This is a genomic window from Candidatus Accumulibacter contiguus (assembly GCF_012940005.1).
Lineage (GTDB): Bacteria > Pseudomonadota > Gammaproteobacteria > Burkholderiales > Rhodocyclaceae > Accumulibacter > Accumulibacter contiguus.
Genome location: NZ_SPMX01000016.1, coordinates 1 through 22,570 on the forward strand (window position 1 = coordinate 1; position 22,570 = coordinate 22,570).

Below are 22,570 nucleotides of genomic sequence, written 5' to 3' on the forward strand. Positions count from 1 at the left end.
GGGCAAACAGCACCCCAAAAATCTCGCCGCTGGTCATCTCTCCCGACCAGTCGTCGAATTCGCCCTTCACCAGACGTTCCATGGCGACGATTCGTTCCGGTGCCCAGTTCGTCAGATTGGCGATGGTTCGTGTGCAGACTTTGCCTCCCTCGCGATAGGACTCGCGAAGCAGGATGGCCGGCCTGGACTTTCGGTTGGGGACGCGGGCGATGTACATGCCGACAATAATAGCCAATAGCACATTGTTTGTAAATAGCTATTATTATATTTACATGCCTACATTTTTGCCGATTTTCTGGTTTCTTGCCATGAATCAACGACTTACCTCAAGGGCTCCGGGAAGGTCCGTCTGACCGGCACGTACACCCTCAATCCATTGCTGAACGCTGGGTAGCCGACGCACGGGGTCTTGCAAGAGGACACGAAAAAGGCCGCAAAGCGGCCTTTTTCCTTGATATGGGCAGAGAATCTGCCAAAATTACTGCACGCTGACTTCGACGCGACGGGCCTCGGCAGGATCTCCGGTACCGGTGGTGACCACAGGCTTCCTGAGCTCGATGCGTTCCTCGGCGATACCGACGTTCTTCAGGGCATCACGGACGGCGATTGCGCGTTTCTTGGCGACCTCTTCGTTGACCGCCTGACTGCCACTCGGATCGTGGAATCCGGAAATGGCAAGCTTTGCAGCCGGATGGTCCTTGGCATAGGCAACGACGATTTCGAGAGTCTTGCCAGCGTCGGCCGGGATTTCCGCCGCACCCATCGCGAAGTACAGCTTGGCTGCCGGTACCGCCACCGCAGCCGCCGCGACGGGCTTGGCCACCGAGGCAGGCGGCACCATCAAGGGGACGATCATCAGGGCAACGATGTTGATGATCTTGATCAGCGGGTTGACCGCCGGACCAGCCGTGTCCTTGTAGGGGTCGCCGACGGTGTCGCCGGTCACCGACGCTTTGTGGGCATCGGAGCCTTTGCCACCAAAATGGCCGTCCTCGATGTACTTCTTGGCATTGTCCCAGGCACCACCACCGGTGGTCATCGATATGGCGACGAACAGGCCGGTGATGATCGTCCCCATCAACAGTCCACCGAGCGCTTTCGGGCCAAGCAGCAGACCGACAATTACCGGCACCAGCACCGGCAGCAGCGAGGGAACGATCATTTCCCGAATCGCTGCGACGGTCAGCATGCCGACGGCGCGCGAGTAATCGGGCTTGGCCTTGCCTTCCATGATGCCCTTGATTTCCTTGAACTGCCGGCGAACTTCGACGACCACCGCACCGGCCGCCCGGCCCACCGCTTCCATCGCCATGGCGGCAAAGAGGTAGGGAATCAGGCCGCCGAGGAAGAGACCGATGATCACCATGTGATCGGAAAGATCAAAACGCAAGCTGCCGCCAAACTGGGTTTCCAGCGCATGCGTGTAATCGGCGAAGAGAACCAGCGCGGCCAGACCCGCGGAACCGATGGCATAGCCTTTGGTGACCGCCTTGGTGGTATTGCCGACCGCGTCGAGCGGGTCGGTCACGTCACGCACCGACTTCGGCAGACCGGACATTTCGGCGATACCGCCAGCGTTGTCGGTGATCGGACCATAGGCATCCAGCGCGACGATGATGCCGGTCATTGACAGCATCGAGGTGGCAGCAATGGCGATGCCATACAGGCCGGCCAGCGCATGGGTGATGTAGATTGCCGCACAGACGCAGATCACCGGCAAGGCACAGGCCTTCATCGAAACCGCGAGGCCGGCGATGATGTTGGTGCCATGGCCGGTAGTCGAAGCTTCGGCGACACGCTTGACCGGCGAGAAATCGGTACCGGTGTAGTACTCGGTGATCCAGACCAGTAATCCGGTCAGCGCCAGACCGATCGCCGCAGCCCAGAAGATTTTCATCGAACTGATCAGGCTGCCATCGGCGAGGGTGATGCCATCGCCGAGCAGCATGGTGGTGATCGGATAAAAGGCAATCAAGGCCAGTATGCCGGCCACCGCCAGGCCCCGATAGAGGGCGTTCATGATCTTGCCGCCATCGCTGGCCTTGACGAAGAAACAGCCGATGATCGAAGCAATGATCGACACGCCACCGAGCACCAGCGGGTAGACGATCAGGTTGTCGGTGGCACCGACGACACCCTTGAGCATCATCGCGCTGAGCACCATCGTCGCCACCACCGTCACCGCATAGGTCTCGAAGAGGTCGGCGGCCATACCGGCACAGTCGCCAACGTTGTCACCGACGTTGTCGGCGATGACGGCCGGGTTACGAGGATCATCCTCCGGGATGCCGGCTTCGACCTTGCCGACCAGGTCGGCGCCAACGTCTGCCCCCTTGGTGAAGATACCACCACCCAGACGAGCGAAGATCGAGATCAGCGATCCGCCGAAGGCCAGACCGACCAGCGGTTCCACCGTGTGCTGGAAGTCAGCGCCAGTACCCTTGAGAAAGGCGTAGTAGCCGGCCACGCCAAGGAGGCCGAGGCCGACGACCAGCATGCCGGTAATCGCACCACCCTTGAAAGCGACGCTGAGCGCCGCGGAAATGCCACTGCGCGCGGCTTCGGCAGTACGCACATTGGCACGCACCGAAACGTTCATGCCGATGAAGCCGGTGGCGCCCGAAAGCACCGCACCGATCAGAAAGCCGACGGCCATCAGTTTGCCGAGCGCAAACCAGATCAGCACAAAGAGCACGGCACCGACCAGACCGATCGTCGTGTACTGCTTGGCCAGATAGGCAGAAGCGCCTTCCTGAATGGCTTTGGCGATCTCCTGCATGCGTGGGTTGCCGGCTGGCAACGAAAGAATCCACTTGGTCATTGCGGCACCGTAAAGCACCGCAATGACAGCGCAAACCAGCGCGAACATCAAAGCTGACGACATAAGCAACCTCCCTCTTTAAAGTGACCCAGACTCCCCGGAAAATCCCCGTGAGCCGGATTGACCCCAGTACTACACGAAACAAACAACGTTCAAACCCGGAAGATGTTTCCCCGCCACGGTCATCGATGGCGCTTACTGCAAGGCCTCGAAAGCTGCCTTCATGATCTCGTCGACACCCCCGACACCAGCGATTCTGCGGCACTTTGGCGCCCTGGGATCACCCGTCGCTGCCCAGGCGCGGTAGTACTCCAGCAGCGGCTTGGTCTGTGAATGATAGATCTGCAGCCGCTTCCTGACCGTTTCTTCCTGATCGTCGTCGCGCTGAATGAGGTCCTCGCCGGTGACATCGTCTTTTCCGGCCAGCTTCGGCGGATTGAAGCGGATGTGGTAAGTACGGCCGGAACCCGGATGCACGCGCCGTCCGCCCATCCGCTCGATGATCTCTTCGTCGGCGACGTCGATTTCGAGCACGTAGTCGAGGGCCACGCCGGCGACCTTCATCGCCTCGGCCTGCGGCAAGGTGCGCGGGAAACCATCAAACAGATAACCGCTCCGGCAGTCCTCCTGCTGCAGTCGATCCGTGACCAGACCGATGATGATTTCGTCCGACACCAGTCCACCCGCATCCATGACCTTCTTCGCCTCGACTCCGAGGGGCGTACCGGCCTTCACCGCTGCACGCAGCATGTCACCGGTAGAGATTTGCGGGATGCCGAATTTTTCACGAATGAACTGGGCTTGAGTGCCTTTGCCAGCACCTGGAGCGCCGAGCAGAATGAGTTTCATGGTTCGCCTTCGGAGAGAATCAAATCAAGCGGTTTATCCAAGACTTCATATACTTGCACTCCAGCTACCGCGCTGCGGCAGAACGCTGTCGTGATCAACAGGCCGAAACTTACCCTCAAATGCGCGTACGGTCAAACGTTTTTGAACCATTCCTGCACGCGATGTGCATCCTCAGGGGTATCCACGCCTGCGCTCGGCAGATCATCGACAATCGCCACACGGACGCGCAGGCCGTGCCACAGGGCGCGCAACTGCTCGAGCGCTTCAAGGCTTTCCAGCGGCGAGGGAGCCAGGCCAGTGTAGGTGCGCAGGAAATGCGCGCGATAGGCGTACAGGCCAATATGCCGATAAGCGAGCATCCCGATCGGCAAGGTCTCGCCGCCGGCCTCGCGAGCAAAGTGATCGCGCGCGTAGGGAATCGGCGCACGCGAAAAATACAGGGCATCGCCACTTGCCGTCAGGACCACCTTGACGATGTTCGGATTGAAAAATTCAGCCGCTTCCGACAGCGGATGCGCCAGTGTCGCGATCTCGGCACCACTCCCTGCCAGTTCAACGGCCACACGGACAATCAAGGCTGGATCGATCAAGGGCTCGTCGCCCTGCACATTGACCACGATCGTGTCGTCATGCCATCCCGACGATTCGATCACCTCGGCCAGACGATCGGTGCCACTCGCATGCTCGGCCCGGGTCAGCAGGACGCGCAGACCGTGCCGCTCGACAGCCGCCGCCACTTCCGCGTGGTCGGTCGCCACCACCACTTCCTCGGCTCCCGAGAGCAGCGCACGCTCGGCCACCCGCACCACCATCGGCTTGCCAGCGAGATCGAGCAAGGGCTTGGCCGGTAAGCGTGTCGAGGCATAACGCGCAGGAATGACGACCTTGAAGCGCATCACCACCCCGACATCCTTTCCCCGACAAGCACTTTCAACCCCTCGGCTGCCATTTGCAGCAGTCATGTCCCGTCGCTCAGGAGTTGTCGCGCTTCCTCCTCGAGCATGATCGGGATCCCGTCGCGGATTGGAAAAGCCAGTCTGCAGGGTTTGCACAGCAGTTCTGATTGTGCCTTGCGATATTCGAGATTGGCCTTGCAGATCGGGCAGACGAGAATGTCAAGCAGGCGTGCGTCCATGCAGTTTCTCCAGAATGGTCTCGAACAGGGTTGCCTGGCCGGGTTGTGAACAACGGATGACCGCCTCGACCGGCAGTACCCAGGCCTCGCCGGTGACCAGCGATGCGCATTTTACCGCATCCTTCTCGGTCATCAGCAGTACCCCGTCGCTGGCAAAGGTGAGATCGCTGGCCTGATAGGGATGGTGATCGGGAAAGGGATGCGCTGCGAACTTGAGCCCGAGAGCTTGCAACTGCCGGAAAAAGCGGTGCGGATCGCCGATCCCGGCAATCGCATACAGCTTGCGATCCTGCAGGTCGGCGACAGCGCAGCGGCGCTGTTCTCCGCTCGCGGCAACGAAATGCTGGCCGACCAGGCGCATGTCGAATTGCGGCGAGTGGCGAGCCGCGTCCACCACCCGGCTCTCCGGCGGGCCATTCCACACCACGGCGCCCACACCCGCCAGACGCCGCAAGGATTCCCGCAGGGGGCCGGCCGGCAGCAGCCGGCCGTTGCCGGCGCCGCGTCCGTCAAAAACCACCAGTTCGATCGAGCGTTGCAGGCGATAGTGCTGCAGGCCGTCGTCGGAGACGATCACGTCACATTCGGGGTGAACCGCCAGCAAGGCCTGCCCGGCGGCAGGGCGGTCGCGGCCGACGAAGACCGGAACGCCGCTGCGCCTGGCCAGCAACAAGGGTTCATCACCGACCAGGGAAGACTGTGAGGACGCGTCCACCGGCCGCACCTGCCCGTCACTACCGCCGTAGCCACGACTGATGATGCCTGGCCGCCAGCCCTGCTCGCGCAAGCGGCTCACCAACCACAGTACCAATGGTGTCTTGCCACTGCCACCAACGGTCAGGTTGCCGACCACCACCACCGGCACCGGCAGGCGATATGAGCGCAGCAGAGCGGAGCGGTACAGCCAGCGTCGCAGTACGACCAGCCCGCCGAACAGCCAGGAGAAGGGCAGCAAGGGCCAGAGCACGAGCGCCAGACGGCTCTGGTACCAGCAGCCAGTCAGACACTGCGCCATGCCGGCACGAGCCATCAGTGCGGGGATTGGGTAGCGAAGGAAATCCGCGGATAGCCGGCAGTCTGCGCCGCCTGCATGATATCGACGACGCTCTGATAGTTGGCCTTGGCATCGGCATTGATCACGATCACCGGTTCCTTGGTGTCGCCGGCTGCCCGCCGCAAGGCTTCGCTGATCGCCTGTACGCTGACCGTGGCCAGCGGCACCTTGTTCACCAACACCTGACCGGCAGCCGTCAGCCCGACGTTGATCTCGTTGGGTGTCTCTGTCTGTTTGCTGGCATCGGCGGTCGGCAGGTTGATCTCCAGACCGGAAAACTTGGCGTAGGTGGTGGTCAGCATCAGAAAGATGATGATCACCAGCAGCACGTCGATCAGCGGGATCAGGTTGATTTCGGGCACGTCACTGGCGCGACCGCGGCGAAAGTTCATGACAGTCCCTCAGGAATTGCGCTGGCCGTGCAGAACCTCGACCAGACGCACCGCCTGCTGCTGCATCTCGACGACGAAACTATCCACCAGCGCGCGGAAATGCCGCCAGAAGATCATGCTTGGAATCGCGATCAGCAACCCGAAACCGGTGTTGTACAGGGCCACCGAAATGCCGTGTGCGAGCTGGATGGGGTTGCTGCCGCTCGGTGCCTGTGACCCGAAAATCTCGATCATGCCAACCACGGTACCGAACAGGCCCATCAGGGGACTGATCGATGCAATCGTCCCCAGCGTCGTCAGGTAGCGTTCGAGATTGTGCGACACGACACTACCGGCTTCCTCGATCGCTTCCTTCATGATCTCGCGCGAACTGCCGACGTTGCGCAAACCGGCACCGAGGACGCGACCGAGCGGCGAGTGGTTCTCGAGATCGCCGACCATGGCAACGTTCACCCCATTTTGCCGGTACTCGGTGACGACCCTCTGCAGCAGGCCAGGCGGTACGACCTTGCTGCGCCGCAGCGCCACGAGACGCTCGAGAATCAGTGCGACGGCGATGATCGACGCCAGAAGCAAGGGCCAGATGGGCCAGCCAGCAGCCTGAACGATGGAAAACACGTTTTCCTCCGGGAGATTTACACAGACGGGCACTTTAGCCTGCACCGGCGTTTGCAGCAAGCCCTGGAGTCCCGAATCGACTTCGTCGCGAATCGTTCCCTCTCCACAGAATCTGTGGACAACCATGCCGGTAGCCTGTTGGTGAAACGGCCAAGTGCTTATCACAGAAGGTATTTTCATCCCTGCCGGGAATGCGTGCAGCGAGCAGGCGAATCACCATCGCCAATCGCCGCTGCAGAATGTGATTGCCATGCCCGCACACCTGCTGACGCAAAGACCCGTCAGCCCTGTAGAATCCCCGCATGCCAGACCTTCTCCCCAACAGCGCCGACCTGGCCACACCGCTGCCGGTGATCCCGGTTTCCCTGCTCAATCGCCTCGCCCGCGAGCGGCTCGAAGCGGCTTTTCCCCTCTGCTGGGTGGCTGGAGAAGTGTCCAATCTCAGCCATGCGTCTTCCGGGCACGTCTACTTCTCGCTCAAGGACAGCGCCGCACAGGTTCGCTGCGTCCTCTTCCGCAGCCGCGCGCAACTGCTCGGCTGGCGACTGGAGAACGGCCAGCACATCGAGGCATGCGTGCTGGTGACACTCTACGAAGTACGCGGCGATTTCCAGCTCACTGTTGAAGCGGCTCGCCGCACCGGGATCGGCAACCTCTACGATCAGTTCCTTCGCCTCAAGGACAAGCTGGCACGCGAAGGCCTGTTCGACAGCACTGCCAAGCGCCCCCTGCCCGCGTTTCCACGTCGCGTCGGCATCGTCACTTCACTGCAGGCGGCGGCGCTGCACGACGTGCTGAGCACGCTCAGACGCCGTGCCGGCCAGGTCGGCATCGTCATCTACCCGACGCAGGTACAGGGTGATGGCGCAGCCTCTCAGATCGCCGCAGCCATTCGCTGCGCCGGCGAGCGTCGGGAATGCGAACTGCTGATCGTATGTCGGGGTGGTGGCAGCATCGAAGATCTCTGGGCTTTCAACGACGAGGCCGTGGCGCGGGCAATACGTGCCTGTCCGCTGCCGGTGATCAGCGGTGTTGGTCATGAAACAGACTTCACCATTGCCGATTTCGCTGCTGATCAACGCGCGCCAACCCCCACCGCTGCCGCCGAGTTGGCCGCACCCGAACAGGCCGCGCTGCTCGCCCGCCTCGCTGCCTGTCGGTTTGCCCTGCGCCGCCAGATCGAGCAGAATCTCAACCAGCGCGGCCAGCAACTGGACTGGCTCGCGCACCGACTGCAGCGCCCGGCGCAGTATCTGGCACGCCACCAGGACCATCTGCACAAGCTGCAGCGCCGCCTCGGCGCTGGCCTGCTGCAAGCCAGTGCGCAGGCACGGGCGACACTGGTCAGCGTCACCCGTCGCCTGCTGCTGAGCCGCCCCGATCCGGTGCGCCAGGCCGGCCACCTCGAAGCGCTGGCAGCGAGGCTGTGCAGCGCCTGGCAGACGACAACGCAGGCCAGGTACGCCGACCTCGATCGCCTGGCAGCCGGCCTCGCGCACCTCAATCCGGCGGCGGTACTCGCCCGCGGCTACTGTGTTGTCAGCAACGCACAGGGACAGATCGTTCGCGAGAGCAAAGTCCTGGAACCTGGGCAGCAGATTGCTGTCTTCTTCCAGCGTGGACGCGCCGAGGCGGCAGTACTGACCGTTTTCGAAGACGATGGCATCGCTTTCGCAGCGCCTGCCATTGCCAGCGCCACAAGCCCCGAATAGAATCCCGCAGCCAGGCAGAACGCAGAAACCCTCGCAACAGGTTTGCACGTCGTCCTTATTTCGCCCCATAACGAGCCTAACGGAGAACATCCATGGAACATCAGTTGCCGCCACTCCCCTTTGCCATCGACGCCCTTGCTCCGCACATGTCGCAGGAAACCCTGGAATACCATTACGGCAAGCACCACCAGGCCTACGTGACCAACCTCAACAATCTGATCAAGGGGAGTGAATACGAGGCACTCGACCTCGAAGCGATCGTCAGGAAAGCACCGGCAGGCGGGATTTACAATAACTCGGCGCAGGTCTGGAACCACACCTTTTTCTGGAATTGCCTGTCAGCCAACGGCGGCGGTACACCGACTGGCGCCCTGGCAGCAGCCATTGACGCCAAATGGGGTTCCTTCGCGGACTTCGCCAAAGCCTTCCAGGCTTCCGCCGTCGGCAACTTCGGATCGGGCTGGACCTGGCTGGTCAAGAAAACCGACGGCTCGGTGGACATCGTCAACATGGGCGCTGCCGGCACGCCGCTGACTACCGGCGACCAGGCCCTGCTGTGTATCGACGTCTGGGAGCATGCCTACTACATCGACTATCGCAACCTGCGCCCGAAGTTCGTCGAAACCTTCCTCGGCAAACTCGCCAACTGGCACTTCGCCGAGCAGAACTTCGCCGGCTAGCAAGCATGGCGTCGCGGCCGTGCAGACGCCAGCAAGTCGGATAGGCCGCGATTCACCAAGGGGCGTCCCGAGAGGGACGCCTGTTGTCCTGCCGGCGACAAGTGATCGCCGCCAGCAACGATTTCAGGCACGCTTGCGCCCGGTGATCATTGCGCGCACCAGATTTTCGCGGTGCAAAAGACTTTCCCAAGCGACGCCGAGCAGATGGCCGGCGATCAGCAGCAGCGTGCCGTTGGTGGCCACTTCATGCGCTTCCTTGATGGCGTCGATCAGGGTGTCGCTGCTCCCGGCGAGCCATCCCGCCAGCGGTCCCAACCCCTTGTCGGCACCGTACAGCGCCAGGCCGGTGATGACGGTCGCAGTCAAGGCCAGCAGCATGGCGATGATCATCGCCCCACCAGCGGGGTTGTGTCCGAGGTGGCGGGGAGCGCGCAGCGTCAGCACCGCGTAAAGATAAGCGAGGATTTCACCGGGGCGGCAGACGAAGTCACTGAAGCGGGCGTAGCGCGGGCCGACGAAGCCCCAGAGCAGGCGAAACAGCAACAGCCCGGCAAGCCCATAGCCCGCCCAGACATGCACGACCTGCAGCAACTCGCCATCCAATCGGTCCTGGAGGCCTTCGAACCACTCGCCCTCCGAAAGGTAAGCCGTGCAGAAACATAGTAGAAGTGTCCAGTGGAACAGGCGAAGCAGCGGGTCCCAGACCGGGATTTCGGTCGAATCGCTTGGAGTGCTCATGATTTGCAATGCTTGTGACAGCGCTTCCCTGCCGGCAGCAAGAAAGCGCGTGAATGGATCAGCTGATTGACGACGAGCGGATGCTTATTTGCCTTCTTCGGAGACCAGAGCGCCCGACTTGATTTCGTAATGGACTTCCCACTTCTTGCCATCGTTGCCGTTGATCTTGACTTCCCAGGTCTTCTTGCCCTTCTTGGTGTCTTCATAGGCCTTGGTCACCGTGCCAGGGTGCGCCTTGAGCGCCATTTCGACCGCCTGCTCCTTGCTGATTTCTGGCGCGGGAGCGGTGGCGGCAGCCGGGGCCGTGGCCGCAGGGGCGGCGGTCTTGCTGTCGGCGGCGAAAGTGCTGCCGGCAAAGCTGCTAGCGATGAGCAGCAGGGCGGCGGCGGTAAATACGGTAGGCTTGTTCATCTGATCGGTCTTTCATGGAGAATGGAGGATGGTGAAAACTTCGGCCTGCGACCCCGGTGCTTTGGGCGAAACCGCAGGCACGGACGCCATCCTATCTCGACATTCTTAATGCAATCTTAGGACCGCTTGTTGAGCTGGCGCCCGCCGACCAGGGCGAAGACTCCACGCAGCCGCCAGTGACCGTCAAACTCACTCAGCAACACCGAGGCGGGCGCGCAGCTCGTCCAGTTCCTCGAGCAGATCCGCCATCAGCGCAGCCAGTTCGGGAACGGCATCGAAATCGCGTTCGAGTTGCCGCATGCGCCGCGCGCGCAGCAGGCTGTGGCTGGAAAAACACCACACGCCGGCAACGCTCTCGGCGTGCGGGAACAGCCCCTCCTCGATGTGGCGCAGCAGCCAGCCTGGTTCGACGGTACACGCCGCAGCCAGTTGTTCGAGGGTCAGCCAGCTACTGTCCATCAGGCTGCCGATCAGGATTTCCTCGTCACGCATCACTCAGACCCTCCCTTGCTGGCGCGGGTCGAAGGCGAGTTCCCGCGCCATGGTTTCGTAGAGTGCGCGCGCCCTCGCCGTATCCGCGGGTGGCAGCACCACCTGGATGTCGAGCAACAGGTCACCCGCTTGCGCGCCCGGAATTCCCTTGCCGCGCACCCGCAATTGCCGGCCGCTTTGCGCGCCTTCAGGGATGCGTACCTTGACGCTGCCCTGCGGCAGGTCGACCGTCACCACCGCACCCAGGGCTGCCTCCCAAGGCGCGACCGGTAGCGTCAGATGCAGGTCACGGCCCTGTACGCGAAAACGCGGATGCGGCCTGAAGCGCACTTCCAGCATCAGGTCACCGGCCGCTGCACCACCGATTCCCGGTGCGCCCTGCCCGGCCAGGCGAATCACCTGACCGGCGTGCACGCCTTGCGGGATCCGGACGTTCAGCGTGCGGTTCTCCAGCACGACGCGGCCTTGCGCGTCAGTGCGCGGCGCGCGCAACGAGATCTGCCGGGTCGCTCCGGTAAAGGCATCTTCGAGGTCGAGCAGCACCTTGGCGTGATGATCCTCGCCGCGCGCCTGGAAGTGCGCACGCTGGCCGGCACTGAAGCCGTGCGCAGCGTGTGGTCGACCGAACAGTTCGGCAAAGAAATCGGAGAAATCACCCGCTTCGCCCGGCGAAAAACCTCGCCCCGAAAACTCGAAGCCGGCATCCCAATCAGGTGGCGGCTGAAATTCCTGGCCAGGCTGGTAGCCACGTCCCAACTGATCGTAGGCGGCGCGTTTTTCCGGGTCCGAGAGCACCGCATTCGCCTCGTTGAGTTCCTGCATGCGTGTTTCGGCATCCGCTTCCTTGGAAACGTCCGGGTGATACTTGCGCGCCAGTTTTCGGAAGGCCTTCTTGACCTCCTCCGCCGTGGCGTCGCGCGGGACTCCGAGAATCTGGTAGTAGTCCTTGAATTCCATACATGATCCTCAATCGACAAGGGTAATCGTACAACAATAGCCAATTCCGCTGAAGCACTGCGAATCCGGATATTGAAGTCTGCCGAACCGCCCCCAACTGCGCTATGCAGCGCCAGTCGTGGCGCCCTCACCCATTATGGAGGATTCAACATGATCTATCGCTCTCTGTTTCCCCGCGACGTGTTTGCGGAACTGGATCGGCTGCAGCGTGAGATGCAGCAGAATTTTCGTCTTTCTCCGAGCATTCGCGGCATCGCCCGCGGCGGCTTCCCGGCGATGAACGTCGGTGGCACACAGCAATCCGTCGACATCTATGCCTTCGCGCCCGGCATCGACGCAGCCAGTCTCGATGTGCAGATCGAGAAAGGCATGCTCATCATTGCCGGCGAGCGCCAGCGGCAGCCCTCCGGCGAAGACGCCACGGTGCATATCGACGAGCGTTTCGAGGGCCGTTTCCGGCGCGTGGTGACCTTACCCGACGATATCGATCCCAACCTCGTCGACGCGAAGTACACCGATGGCGTGCTGCGCATCAGCGTCGCCCGCAAGCAGTCCGCGCTACCACGCCGCATCACCATTCAATAAGGAGGATCGAAGATGTCCGAGCACAGCCAAGTCACGAAACCGAGCCCCAGCGATGAAACGACCCTGCTCCCACCGGTCGACGTCATCGAGGACGCTTCGGGAATCACCCTGTATGCCGATCTCCCTGGAGTTCCCAGGGACAAGCTCCATCTGCAGGTGGAAGCCGACACCCTGACGATCGAAGGCGAGATCGATCTGGAAATGCCCGGCGGCATCGAGGCCAGCCACACCGAAGTGAACCTGTCGCGCTACCGGCGGGTATTCACCCTCTCCAAGGAACTCGACCCCAACAAGGTCAGCGCCGAGTTCAGGAACGGTGTGCTGAAGCTCTTGATCCCCAAAGCAGAGCACGCGCAGCCGCGTAAGGTCGAAGTCAAGGTGGCATAAGGGCGACGCGCCTTCCCGATCATCACTCATCGGCAGGAGTGACCGTGGCCGACGCAATCCACGTCCTCCAGCCCGCCCAGGACTCCCAGGTCGGGTCAGCGTAGCAGACCCGACCTGTTTTTCGCCGACCCGACAGGCGCAACGCCGAATGTGCCGGTGACCTGAAGGAGTGGAGGAGTAGAATTCGCCCCGTGACCACCCTGCTCGTCCTGACCAATCTGCCCGACCGACCTGCTGCCGAAGCGCTGGCAAACGCACTCGTCGAGGCACGGCTGGCGGCGTGCGTGAATATCCTGGCTCCGTGCCGGTCGGTCTATCGCTGGCAGGGAACAATCGAAACGGCCGATGAGGTACCGCTGCTGATCAAGACCAGCAGCGAACGCTATCCCGCACTCGAAACGGCGATTCGCAGCCACCACCCCTACTCGCTGCCGGAAGTGATCGCACTGCCAGTGGTGCAGGGGCTGCCGGCGTATCTCGCCTGGGTGGACAGCGAAACGCGCAGCTCCGACTGACCTCTGCAAGGCTCCCACCATGACCTTCAGGCTGCTGTTCTCACCGTTCCTTTTCGCGTTCATCGTGTTCGCCTTCCTGCTGAGCACTCTGGCAGCCGCCGAGGAGTTCCTCGACCCGGCCGTCGCCTTCCAGCCAAGCGTCCGCGCAGTCGACGGACAAAGCATCGAAGTGCGCTTCGAGATCGCCAAAAACTACTACCTCTACCGCGACAAATTCCGTTTCGCCGCCGAGCCGTCGACGGTGCAGCTCGGCAAGGCGATTCTGCCGCCGGGCAAGGAGAAACATGACGAGACCTTCGGCAAGGTCGAAGTGTATTACGATCAGGCGGTCATCCGCCTGCCGGTCGAGCGTAACAGCTCGGGGCCGCTGCCGCTGATCCTCAAGGTGACTTCGCAGGGCTGCGCCGATGCCGGCATCTGCTATCCACCGCAGCAGCAGCAACTCGGCCTGCAACTGCCCGATAGGACAGCTGCAGCGGCAGAAGTGCCGCGGGCAGCGCCGCCGATGCAAGGCCCGCTCGCCGACGAGTCGGGACGCATCGCGCAGTTGTTCAAGCACGCCGACTTCTGGGTACTGTTCGGCAGCTTTTTCGGCTTCGGACTGCTGCTGTCGCTGACCCCCTGTGTCTTCCCGATGATTCCGATTCTTTCCAGCATCATTGTCGGCTCCGGCCGCAACGGGCATGGCGTGTCGCACGCACGCGGCTTCGCGCTGTCGCTGGCCTACGTCATCGGCATGGCGGTCACCTACGCGGCGGCCGGGGTCGCTGCCGGGCTGACCGGCACACTGCTGACGGCGGCGCTGCAAAACCCCTGGGTGCTGGGTGCTTTTGCCGCGATCTTTGTAGTCTTGTCGCTGTCGATGTTCGGCTTCTATGAGCTGCAACTACCCACCGTTCTGCAAAGCCGGGTCTCGGAAGAAGCCAGCCACCTGCATGGCGGCTCGTTGCCCAGTGTGGCGGCGATGGGCGCACTGTCGGCAATCATCGTCGGCCCCTGCGTTGCCGCGCCATTGGCTGGTGCCCTGCTGTATATCGGCCAGACCGGTGACGCCGCGCTCGGCGCTGCGGCACTGTTCGCGATGGGACTCGGCATGGGTGTGCCGCTGCTCGCGGTCGGCATGTCGGCAGGTACGCTGCTGCCGAAGTCCGGCGCGTGGATGGAAGCCATCAAGAAAACCTTTGGCGTGATCCTGCTGGCCACCGCAGTCTGGCTCGTTTCGCCAGTGATTCCGGTGGTCGTGCAGATGCTGGCCTGGGCACTGCTGCTGATCGTTCCGGCGATCTACCTGCACGCGCTCGACCCCCTGCCGCCACACGCCAAAGGCTGGCAGCGTTTCTGGAAAGGCATTGGCATCGTCATGCTGCTGTTCGGTGCGGCGATGCTGCTCGGCACCTTGGCCGGCTCGCGCGACCCGCTGCAACCGCTGTCGGTACTGCGCAGCAACGCGGCGAGTGAATCCAGGCCATTGGCGTTCACGCGCGTGCGCTCACTGGCCGAACTCGAAACCCGTATTGCGGCGGCAGGCAAACCGGTGCTGCTCGATTTCTATGCCGACTGGTGTGTATCTTGCAAGGAGATGGAACGTTTTACCTTCACCGATGCGCGCGTTCACGCCAGGCTCGCTGGCTGGACCTTGCTGCAGGTCGATGTGACGGCCAACTCCGATGCCGACCAGGCGCTACTGCAACGCTTCAAGCTCTACGGTCCGCCGGGACTGATTTTTTTCGACCGGAATGGCCAGGAGATCGAAGGCCTGCGCGTCGTCGGTTTCCAGAATGCCGAGGAATTTCTCAGCCTGCTGTCACGCTTGAGCTAGCGTTACTGCATCAACGGCTCGATCCTCAGCCCGCGTCCAGCCGCCGGCGCAGCTTTTCGAGCTGTTTGCGCACGCCGTCGCCGACGGCGATCTGCGGGTTGGAATAGCCGTCGTTCTTGCCGGCCTGTTGTTCGCGCTCGTCGATCAGCGTTCGCGCGGCGGCATGCGCTTGCTCGAACGAACGCGTTGCGTGGCGCAGTTGTTCTTCGTACATGGCCTTGCCGAAGTAGGTCAGATCCGACTTGCGGCCACAGCCGTACGACGTGTGCTCGGCGTCGGCGGCGCTCATCACGAGCGTACCGTCGTCCTGCAGCGGCTGGATCCAGCTTCCCGAATAGCAGGCGGAAACCGACACCACACGATGGCGTACGCCGGCCTCGTCGAGCCAGGTCTTGAGCAGTTGTGGCGTCACCGCGTCGACGCTCATCGGCCAGAAGTTCGCCGACAACTTGCCGTCCTGGGCACCGTGCGAGGTGAGGTGGATAAAGAGGATATCCTCGTTCTTGTCCATCAGTCGCGCGATGTGCCGGATCGCCCGTTGCAGATTCAGTGGCGTCGCCCACGGCCATTCGTTGCTCGTATCGACGTGGTTGACGAGTTGCAGCGTGCGTCCCGCGGCGTCGAAGCGCTGCTCCATCACGCCGGCAACGAGCGCGCTTTCGCGGCGGAAGACGTCTTCATAGGCGTAGGGTGCGAAGGTCAGGACATAGAGATCGACCACGCCCTTGCGTTGCGGCCGCAGCGCTTGCAGGCGCTCGCTGAGCAAGTGCGGCTGCCGCTCCATCAGTTCCTGTGTCAGTCGGAGTCGTGCCGGCCGTTGTTCCGATGCTGTGGCCGAGGCATCGGCGATCCACATCGTGTCGCGTTCGCCCTCGCTTTCGGCGATGGCCAGCGCGAGCAGCGCCGCGGCCAAGAGCAGCGCTTGCCCCTTGCGCCGGGTTCCACGCCACAGGGTCAGCGTCTGCGCCAGGCCCAGCCAGAACCAGGCGCCGATCCACAATGCCCGGTGTGCCAACGGCGGCAACGAGGACTCGTCGTAGCCCAGGCGGAGCAAGGCAGCCCAGGCGAGGCCGAAGAGGGCCGACAGCAAAGCCCCTTGCGCCGCCAGGAGGCCGAAGAGGTGCGCGGCGCTGGGAGCGAGCGTGGCTTCGACCGCTTCCGTCCGATGCAGCAGCGCATAGCAGGCCCATGCCGTTGCCGCCGGGACCAGCCATCCCGTCAGCAGCGGGGACCAGTTGAAGTTCGCCGGTCCAACGATCCACAGGCGTTGTACCAGCAGCGACAGCAGGACGCCAAAGCACAGCAGACCGAGAATGGCCAGCGGGTGCGCGTGCAGTAGGTGCCAGCGGGGTTTCAGCAGCAGAGCGGAGCGCATTCCCTCATACTGCCAGCGAATGAGCGTGCCCCCCGGCGGTGCTGCGGGTGCGCTGTCAGGAGAGGTAGGCTCGTCGTGCATGACCGGCTGCCAGTTGGCCGCTGCGGTACCGGCTTCGGAGGGGATGGATGTTTCTCCCGACGCCATAGTGTCGGCTTGTTCGATGGACGCTGGCATGGCTTCTCCTGGAGAGGGCGCAGACAGACACCTTTGATCGCTGCTACCGAGAATCGTTGCTGCTACGATTCGCTACCGTGTTACTGCAACGCGCCCGGCGACAGTGGTTTCCCGAGCGGCAGCAGACGCGTTCCGGCGGGCAGATGGAATTCCGCGATTGGCGTCAGACTCTGCTCGCGAACGAAGCCGGGAGGCCTGGCTTTTCCGCGCAGCGGCGAGTTGCTCGGCAAGGCGAAGGGCAGCGCATGCACATCGACCAGCATGGATCGGTCAACGACCTGGTTGCCATCATAGCGACCGGGCGCTTGCGGCGCAAAAGTGCCGCGCCCGACGAGCAGGTTGTTGATGGCCCAGACCTCGGTCCCCGGCGGCATGCGACTGGTCCAGACGCGAAGGAATCGGCCATCGAGTTTGTCGTCGATCAGCGTGTTGTGCGCCAGATAGAGCGCGTTGTCTGGCCAGCGCTGGCCCTCGGCACCGTAGGAGATCAGGTCCGGATTGTCCGTCGTCGCGCTCTGCCCGATGACGTTACCGATCACCCAGGCCAGACCGCCATTCGGAAACTCCAGTTCGTACGAAGCACTGCCACCGGTACCGTCGACGAGCAGGTTGTACAGGATCGAGTTTTCGCGTGCCCGCGACTTGATCAGGTGCCCACGAAAGCCCTGCTGGAAGCGGCTGCCGCTGACGCTCAGGCGGGCGATCGCTCCGACATAGAGGAGGTGGTGCAGCGCACCAGTGTAATACTTCGGCGCCTCGCCAAACTCGCTGTCTTCCACCTCGAGCACCGAGTCCGCAGCATTGCTGGTCAGAATGCCCATTTCGTTGTCAAAAAACGCGCAGCGGATGACTTTCAGATGGCCCTTTTCCAGGCGAATCCCGGCACCGTTGGCATCCGGGACGCGCGCTCCCCTGAACTCGATGTTCTCGATCGACATCTCGGCGCTGCGTACCACCCATAGCGCCTTGCCTTCCGCGCTGTCCCCATCGGCAATCAGCAGCGGGCGCTTGCCGGTGCCTCGGATGGTGAGCCGGTTTTGCGTCCAGACCACCGCTTGTTGCCGGTACTCGCCCGACCGGATCTCGACAGTGTCGCCGTCACGAGCGATGCGAGCCGCTTCCTTGATGCTGGTCACCGGCTCCTGTGGTCCGACGACGATGGTCCGGCCACTCGCCGCAGCACCCGGCATTTTCTTTTCGAGGGCATTGCCCTGAGCAGCTTCCTTGCCGGCAAGCAGATCATCCTGCGCCGACAAGGCACTGGTCTGACTCGCCGGCGGCGTCCTGACCACTTCCAGCTGACCTTGCGCATTGCGACGGATGCTGCCCAATTCTTCGGGTGCCGGCGGCAGATTGTCGGCCGATATGGCGCTGGCGGCCACGCCGATCGCCAGAACGGCCGTGAACCGTCTTGCGTAGCGCATTACACCCGGTAGTTGCCCGCGACTCCCTGATCGGTCTGACATCCCCTGCCCTGCCTGCAATCGACGGATCGTCATCTGGAGGAACTACGTCAGCTCGACCTGGGCGCCGAGTTCGACGACCCGGTTGGGTGGAAGCTTGAAGAAAGCCGTTGCGGTATCGGCGTTGCGGAACATCCAGGTAAACAGGATCTGCCGCCATTTTGCCATTCGCGAACGCCTGGTAATCGGCATGCCGACGACCGTCTCGCGACCGAGGAAGAACGAGGTCTCCATCATCTCGAAGTCCAGTCCCTGCTTTGCGCACAGATCCATGGCATACGGCAGGTCGGGGTCGTCCTTGAAACCATAGCGGACGTATACCCGATGAAATCCTGACTCCAGCGCTTCGACGCGGACGCGCTCGTTTTCGGGAACATGCGGCACATCTTCAGTCACCACATTGAGCAGTACCACCCGCTCGTGCAACACCTTGTTGTGATACAGGTTATGGAGCAGCGCACGCGGTACGCTCCCGGGGTCGGCAGTCATGAAGACACCGGTCCCCTCGACACGCAAGGGTCCTCCGGTAGCGAGACTGGTAATGAAGGCATCCAGGGGTATCGAGTCCTGCTTGAGTTTCTCATACAGCAGTTTGCGACCGAGCTTCCAGGTGGAGAGCAGGGCAAACACCGAGAAACCCAGCGTCAGCGGGAACCAGCCGCCATCGAGGATCTTGATCACATTGGCCGAGAAAAAAGCAAAGTCGACGACGACGAAAAATACCAGAAACAGCGCCGCACGCGGCCAACTCCACTTCCACAGGGCGCGGACGACGACAAAGGCGAGGATGGTATCGATCATCATCGTCAGCGTGACGGCGATGCCATAAGCCGAAGCCAGATTCGACGAAGACCGGAAACCGAGAACGACGATGATCACCGTGATCAATAGCAGCCAGTTGATGTTCGGAACATAGATCTGGCCCTTTTCACGCTCCGAGGTGAACTTGATCTGGATGCGCGGACAATAGCCGAGCTGCATGGCCTGGCTGGTCAGCGAAAAGGCACCGGAAATCACCGCCTGCGAGGCGATCACCGTGGCCACTGTGGCCAGAACGACCAGCGGAATCAGCAATATTTCAGTGGGTGCCATCAGGAAGAAGGGACTCTCGATCGCTTTCGGATCGTTGAGGATCAGCGCTCCCTGACCGAGGTAATTGAGGTACAGCAGCGGGAAAACGAAAGAAAACCAGGCCCATTTGATGGCACGGCGGCCAAAATGGCCCATGTCGGCGTAGAGCGCTTCACCACCGGTGATTGCCAGTACCACCGAACCCAGCGCCAGAAAAGCCAGGCCCTGATGCTCGATGACAAAGGCGAGCGCGTACCAGGGATTGATCGCGGCCAGAACCGAGGGATACTGAATCACGTTCCACAGGCCGAGAGCGCCGAGGGTGGCGAACCAGAACATCATTACCGGGCCGAACAGCGCGCCGACGGCCGCCGTGCCATGCCGCTGAAAAAAGAACAGCAGGATCAGGATGGCAATCGTGGTCGGCAGGATGTAGGGTGTGAGCAAAGGGGTGACCACTTCGAGTCCCTCGACCGCCGAGAGCACCGACATCGCCGGCGTGATCACGGCATCGCCGTAGAACAGTGCGGCACCGAAAATCCCCAGAGCCGACATCAGCCAGAGAATCCGCGGCGACGCATTCGCGGTCCGCAGTGCCAGCGCGGTCAGCGCCATGATGCCGCCCTCCCCCTTGTTGTCGGCACGGGTGATGAACAGGACATACTTCAAAGAAACCGTGATCGTCAAGGCCCAGAACACCAGCGAGAGGATGCCCAGCACATTGGCTTCGGTAACGGCCAGCGGATGGTGACCGCCAAAGACTTCCTTGACGGTGTACAACGGACTGGTGCCGATGTCGCCAAAGACGACGCCCATGGCCGCCAGTGCGGTGGCCGCCAGACCTGACTGTTCGCCGTGCGGCGCGCTTGTTGCGGTCATTACCCCTCCAGGAACCTTAGCTTTTACATTAACCCATCGACAACTTGCTCAACTTCCTCCCGGTGACCTTGACGCTTGCCGCAACGCAGCATCGCGGGCGCCATTGTAGGGCCAATGAGAAGCGGCAACAAGGACGAAGCAGTCGTCGTCGATCCAAGCCACGCCGCTGCCACCTCCCTGGCGCCGCAGCGCTCAGAGCTTGTAGATCCAGCTCGCAATCACGAAGTAGTTGAGAACCCCGAGAATGTCGATTGCCGTGGTCACGAACGGGCCGGTGGCAACCGCTGGGTCGACCTTCAGGCGCTGGAAAATCATCGGCAGGAGCACCGCCAGCAAGGCCGCGCCCGTCATGTTCCCGAGGATCGTCAGGCCGACGACCTGCCCAAGCTGAAGGCTGTCGTGCATCAAGTAGCCGTATGCTGCCAGGATCACGCCGTAGAACCCGCCCAGCACCAGACCGACACGCAACTCCTTGAGTACCAGCGGCAGCGTGTCCCTGACGTCGATCGCACCGGTTGCCAGACCACGCACGGCAACGGTAGCGGACTGCACCCCGACGTTGCCGGCCATGCCCATGATGACCGGCAAAAAAGCGCTCAGCACCAGCACCTGGGCGAGGATCGATTCGTATTTCTCGATCACCATCGTCGCGGCGAGTCCGCCGATGAACGCAGCCAGCAGCCAGGGCAGGCGGATCCCGGCCACCTTGAGCGCCGAGTGGGTGAACGTTTCCGATTCGCTGGTACCGGCCATCTTCAGCATGTCCCGCGTCGTCTCTTCTTCGATGACGTCGATCACGTCATCAACGGTGACCATGCCGACCAGGATATCGTCCTGGTCAACCACGGGAATGGCGAGCAAGCGGTACTTGTCGACCAGCAGTGCGACGGTGGTCTGGTCGGCATCCGTATTCACCTTGATCACGCGCCGGTTCATGATGCTGCGCAGAGCCGTGTCGGGCCGGGTGAGGAGCAATTGCCGCAGCGAAACGACACCCACGAGCCGCCCCTCCTCGTCGGTCAGATACAGATAGAAGACCATCTCGACATCTTCGCGGCTGCGAATGCTCTCGATCGCCTGTTCCACGGTAAGGCTGTGCGGCAGCGAGAAGAACTCGGTGGTCATGATGCCGCCGGCGCTGTTCGGGTCGTACTTCAGCAGACTTTCGACTTCCGACTTGCTGTCGCGGCCAAGCATGGCCATCAATTCGGCGCGCTGATCCTCCGGCAGTTCGCCGACGAGGTCAGTGAGGTCATCGGGCTGCATATGTTCCAGCAGCGCCGCCAGTTTCTCGACCGGCGATTCGGTCATTACCTGCGTGCGCAAGTGCGGCCCCATCTGGCTGAAGACTTCGGCACCCAATTCCTTGTCGCCGATCGTGTGGAAGATATCGACGACATGCTCGGGCGGCAGTTCATCGAGAATCGCTGCCATGTCAGCGGGGTGGATGCGCGCGATCATTTTCTGCAAAGAGCCCCGGGCGTCGCGGTGATAGAGGCGATCAATGGTTTCGACGAGCCGTTTTTTCCTCGAGTCGTAGGTGTTCAAGGTAGCCGGCTTGGTTTCCACGTTGATGTGCATGGCGATTCCCCCCAAAGTCAATATGCATGAAAAGTGGTAACGACTGAGGAGCCCTCTGCAGCACGGAGGGCTCCTCAGTAGTTCCCATGAAAAATGATTGAGCCGTAGAGTCTAAGCGCTGGGATTTGCGTGGTCCAGTGTCTCTTGTGTGCGCTGCCGATTCGCAGGCGTGGAGACGCCTCCAGAAAGGCTTTCAGCCCGTTTCAATGGCCGGAAACCAGCCCTGCAGCCGCCAATCCTGCCTATGCGGCAGATCTGATAGAAGATCAGGCGCCAAGTATCTGATTTGCTGAGCACTGACAAGCGCTGCAATGCTTCAGTCGCCTCGTTGACCGCAAATTGCTGGGCACGCAGGGAAAACCACCTGAACTCTATCCCTGATGAACCCGCCGGTGCTAGAATGGTGCGCTTTGGCATCCAGTCACCCGGGAGTCCTTCTATGGGCGAAGACCAAAAGCTGCAACCTCCTGTCATGACACCGAGAAAGGGCATCGCCGACGTGCACCTCACCGAGGTGCGCTCCCTGCTCTCGCTGCAGAAACTGGTCGAAGACCTCGTTCCCGAGCAGGATGGACCCAACCAGAGTGAACTCGACCCGGAGATTCAACAGCAGTATCGCAAGGAACTTCGCGAGAAACTCAAGCGGATGCCCCCGAAAGAAGTTGCCTACATTCTGGAATCGCTGGACCCCAATGAGCGTTTGGTGGTCTGGGATGAAGTCAAGGAAGGCGCCGACCCGATCCTGGCACTCCTCTCCGATGATGTCCTCGAGGAGTTGATCGACGACAGCCATTACCGCAACGAAAAAAACGACGATCACTGCTTTCGAACTGCGTGAAGGCAGACTGCGCCAGATCTC

General features: G+C 61.9%; 23 protein-coding genes. 7 read left to right on the forward strand and 16 right to left on the reverse strand.

The window, feature by feature from the left end; translation table 11 throughout:
• From E4Q08_RS07235 to E4Q08_RS07270, 8 genes are all read right to left on the reverse strand, one after another.
• Positions 1-217 (reverse strand): IS1634 family transposase N-terminal domain-related protein (locus E4Q08_RS07235; protein ID WP_505438013.1); only part of this gene is annotated, 217 nt, incomplete at its 3' end.
• Positions 218-478: 261 nt separating this feature from the next.
• Positions 479-2,884: a sodium-translocating pyrophosphatase gene (locus tag E4Q08_RS07240; RefSeq protein ID WP_169069874.1), complete on the reverse strand. Its 2,406-nt coding sequence runs from the start codon at positions 2,882-2,884 to the stop codon at positions 479-481.
• A gap of 132 nt (positions 2,885-3,016) precedes the next feature.
• Complete coding sequence (gene adk, locus E4Q08_RS07245; protein WP_034910720.1) at positions 3,017-3,670, reverse strand: adenylate kinase; 654 nt, start codon at positions 3,668-3,670, stop codon at positions 3,017-3,019.
• 131 nt (positions 3,671-3,801) lie between these two features.
• Positions 3,802-4,566 carry a 3-deoxy-manno-octulosonate cytidylyltransferase gene (kdsB, locus tag E4Q08_RS07250; RefSeq protein WP_034910724.1) on the reverse strand — a complete coding sequence of 255 codons (765 nt, stop codon included), beginning with the start codon at positions 4,564-4,566 and terminating at the stop codon, positions 3,802-3,804.
• 62 nt (positions 4,567-4,628) lie between these two features.
• Positions 4,629-4,805 (reverse strand): Trm112 family protein, encoded by a 177-nt coding sequence (locus E4Q08_RS07255; RefSeq protein ID WP_169069876.1) that lies wholly within the window; start codon positions 4,803-4,805, stop codon positions 4,629-4,631.
• On the reverse strand, positions 4,786-5,820 hold the full coding sequence (gene lpxK / locus E4Q08_RS07260) for a tetraacyldisaccharide 4'-kinase (RefSeq protein WP_248594757.1): 1,035 nt from the start codon (positions 5,818-5,820) through the stop codon (positions 4,786-4,788). Before lpxK ends, E4Q08_RS07255 begins: the two co-directional genes overlap by 20 nt.
• 14 nt (positions 5,821-5,834) lie before the next feature.
• On the reverse strand, positions 5,835-6,251 hold the full coding sequence (locus E4Q08_RS07265) for an ExbD/TolR family protein (RefSeq protein WP_034915412.1): 417 nt from the start codon (positions 6,249-6,251) through the stop codon (positions 5,835-5,837).
• A gap of 9 nt (positions 6,252-6,260) precedes the next feature.
• A complete protein-coding gene (locus E4Q08_RS07270; protein WP_034915423.1) occupies positions 6,261-6,869 on the reverse strand; it encodes a MotA/TolQ/ExbB proton channel family protein in 609 nt (202 codons plus the stop codon).
• Between the two features lie 302 nt (positions 6,870-7,171).
• On the opposite strand from E4Q08_RS07270, the gene xseA reads away from it, so the two are divergent.
• Together xseA and E4Q08_RS07280 are read left to right on the forward strand one after the other, a co-directional pair.
• Complete coding sequence (gene xseA / locus E4Q08_RS07275) at positions 7,172-8,581, forward strand: exodeoxyribonuclease VII large subunit (protein ID WP_034915414.1); 1,410 nt, start codon at positions 7,172-7,174, stop codon at positions 8,579-8,581.
• Between the two features lie 92 nt (positions 8,582-8,673).
• Entirely contained in the window at positions 8,674-9,261 is a 588-nt protein-coding gene (locus E4Q08_RS07280) for a superoxide dismutase (RefSeq protein WP_169069878.1), read from the forward strand.
• 123 nt (positions 9,262-9,384) lie between these two features.
• Here the strand turns inward: E4Q08_RS07280 and E4Q08_RS07285 are convergent, their stop codons facing one another.
• The 4 genes from E4Q08_RS07285 to E4Q08_RS07300 all read right to left on the reverse strand — a co-directional run bounded on the left by E4Q08_RS07285 (position 9,385) and on the right by E4Q08_RS07300 (position 11,859).
• Positions 9,385-9,999, reverse strand: coding sequence for a cytochrome b/b6 domain-containing protein (locus tag E4Q08_RS07285; RefSeq protein ID WP_169069879.1), 615 nt, complete (start codon positions 9,997-9,999; stop codon positions 9,385-9,387).
• Positions 10,000-10,083: 84 nt separating this feature from the next.
• Positions 10,084-10,410, reverse strand: coding sequence for a PepSY domain-containing protein (locus E4Q08_RS07290; protein ID WP_034915421.1), 327 nt, complete (start codon positions 10,408-10,410; stop codon positions 10,084-10,086).
• A 189-nt stretch (positions 10,411-10,599) separates the two neighbouring features.
• A complete protein-coding gene (locus tag E4Q08_RS07295; RefSeq protein ID WP_034914583.1) occupies positions 10,600-10,902 on the reverse strand; it encodes a chaperone modulator CbpM in 303 nt (100 codons plus the stop codon).
• Between the two features lie 3 nt (positions 10,903-10,905).
• Positions 10,906-11,859, reverse strand: a complete 954-nt coding sequence (locus tag E4Q08_RS07300; protein ID WP_034914580.1) for a DnaJ C-terminal domain-containing protein — start codon at positions 11,857-11,859, stop codon at positions 10,906-10,908.
• Positions 11,860-12,009: 150 nt separating this feature from the next.
• Between E4Q08_RS07300 and E4Q08_RS07305 the strand changes: the two genes are divergently transcribed.
• The 4 genes from E4Q08_RS07305 to dsbD all read left to right on the forward strand — a co-directional run bounded on the left by E4Q08_RS07305 (position 12,010) and on the right by dsbD (position 15,165).
• Complete coding sequence (locus E4Q08_RS07305; RefSeq protein WP_211203343.1) at positions 12,010-12,444, forward strand: Hsp20/alpha crystallin family protein; 435 nt, start codon at positions 12,010-12,012, stop codon at positions 12,442-12,444.
• Positions 12,445-12,456: 12 nt separating this feature from the next.
• Complete coding sequence (locus E4Q08_RS07310; protein WP_034914578.1) at positions 12,457-12,831, forward strand: Hsp20/alpha crystallin family protein; 375 nt, start codon at positions 12,457-12,459, stop codon at positions 12,829-12,831.
• 182 nt (positions 12,832-13,013) lie between these two features.
• Entirely contained in the window at positions 13,014-13,346 is a 333-nt protein-coding gene (gene cutA, locus E4Q08_RS07315) for a divalent-cation tolerance protein CutA (protein WP_034914576.1), read from the forward strand.
• A 19-nt stretch (positions 13,347-13,365) separates the two neighbouring features.
• On the forward strand, positions 13,366-15,165 hold the full coding sequence (dsbD, locus tag E4Q08_RS07320) for a protein-disulfide reductase DsbD (protein WP_034914573.1): 1,800 nt from the start codon (positions 13,366-13,368) through the stop codon (positions 15,163-15,165).
• Positions 15,166-15,190: 25 nt separating this feature from the next.
• Here the strand turns inward: dsbD and E4Q08_RS07325 are convergent, their stop codons facing one another.
• From E4Q08_RS07325 to mgtE, 4 genes are all read right to left on the reverse strand, one after another.
• Positions 15,191-16,717 (reverse strand): C13 family peptidase, encoded by a 1,527-nt coding sequence (locus E4Q08_RS07325; protein ID WP_169069880.1) that lies wholly within the window; start codon positions 16,715-16,717, stop codon positions 15,191-15,193.
• An 80-nt stretch (positions 16,718-16,797) separates the two neighbouring features.
• The gene (locus E4Q08_RS07330) at positions 16,798-18,183 is read right to left on the reverse strand and encodes a right-handed parallel beta-helix repeat-containing protein (protein ID WP_248594758.1); all 1,386 of its coding nucleotides are present in this window, start codon (positions 18,181-18,183) and stop codon (positions 16,798-16,800) included.
• A 42-nt stretch (positions 18,184-18,225) separates the two neighbouring features.
• A complete protein-coding gene (locus E4Q08_RS07335; RefSeq protein WP_169069881.1) occupies positions 18,226-20,130 on the reverse strand; it encodes a potassium transporter Kup in 1,905 nt (634 codons plus the stop codon).
• Between the two features lie 192 nt (positions 20,131-20,322).
• Positions 20,323-21,711, reverse strand: a complete 1,389-nt coding sequence (mgtE, locus tag E4Q08_RS07340; RefSeq protein ID WP_169069882.1) for a magnesium transporter — start codon at positions 21,709-21,711, stop codon at positions 20,323-20,325.
• Positions 21,712-22,183: 472 nt separating this feature from the next.
• On the opposite strand from mgtE, the gene E4Q08_RS24510 reads away from it, so the two are divergent.
• Positions 22,184-22,549 carry a hypothetical protein gene (locus tag E4Q08_RS24510; protein WP_248594759.1) on the forward strand — a complete coding sequence of 122 codons (366 nt, stop codon included), beginning with the start codon at positions 22,184-22,186 and terminating at the stop codon, positions 22,547-22,549.
• The last annotated feature ends 21 nt before the right edge of the window (positions 22,550-22,570 follow it).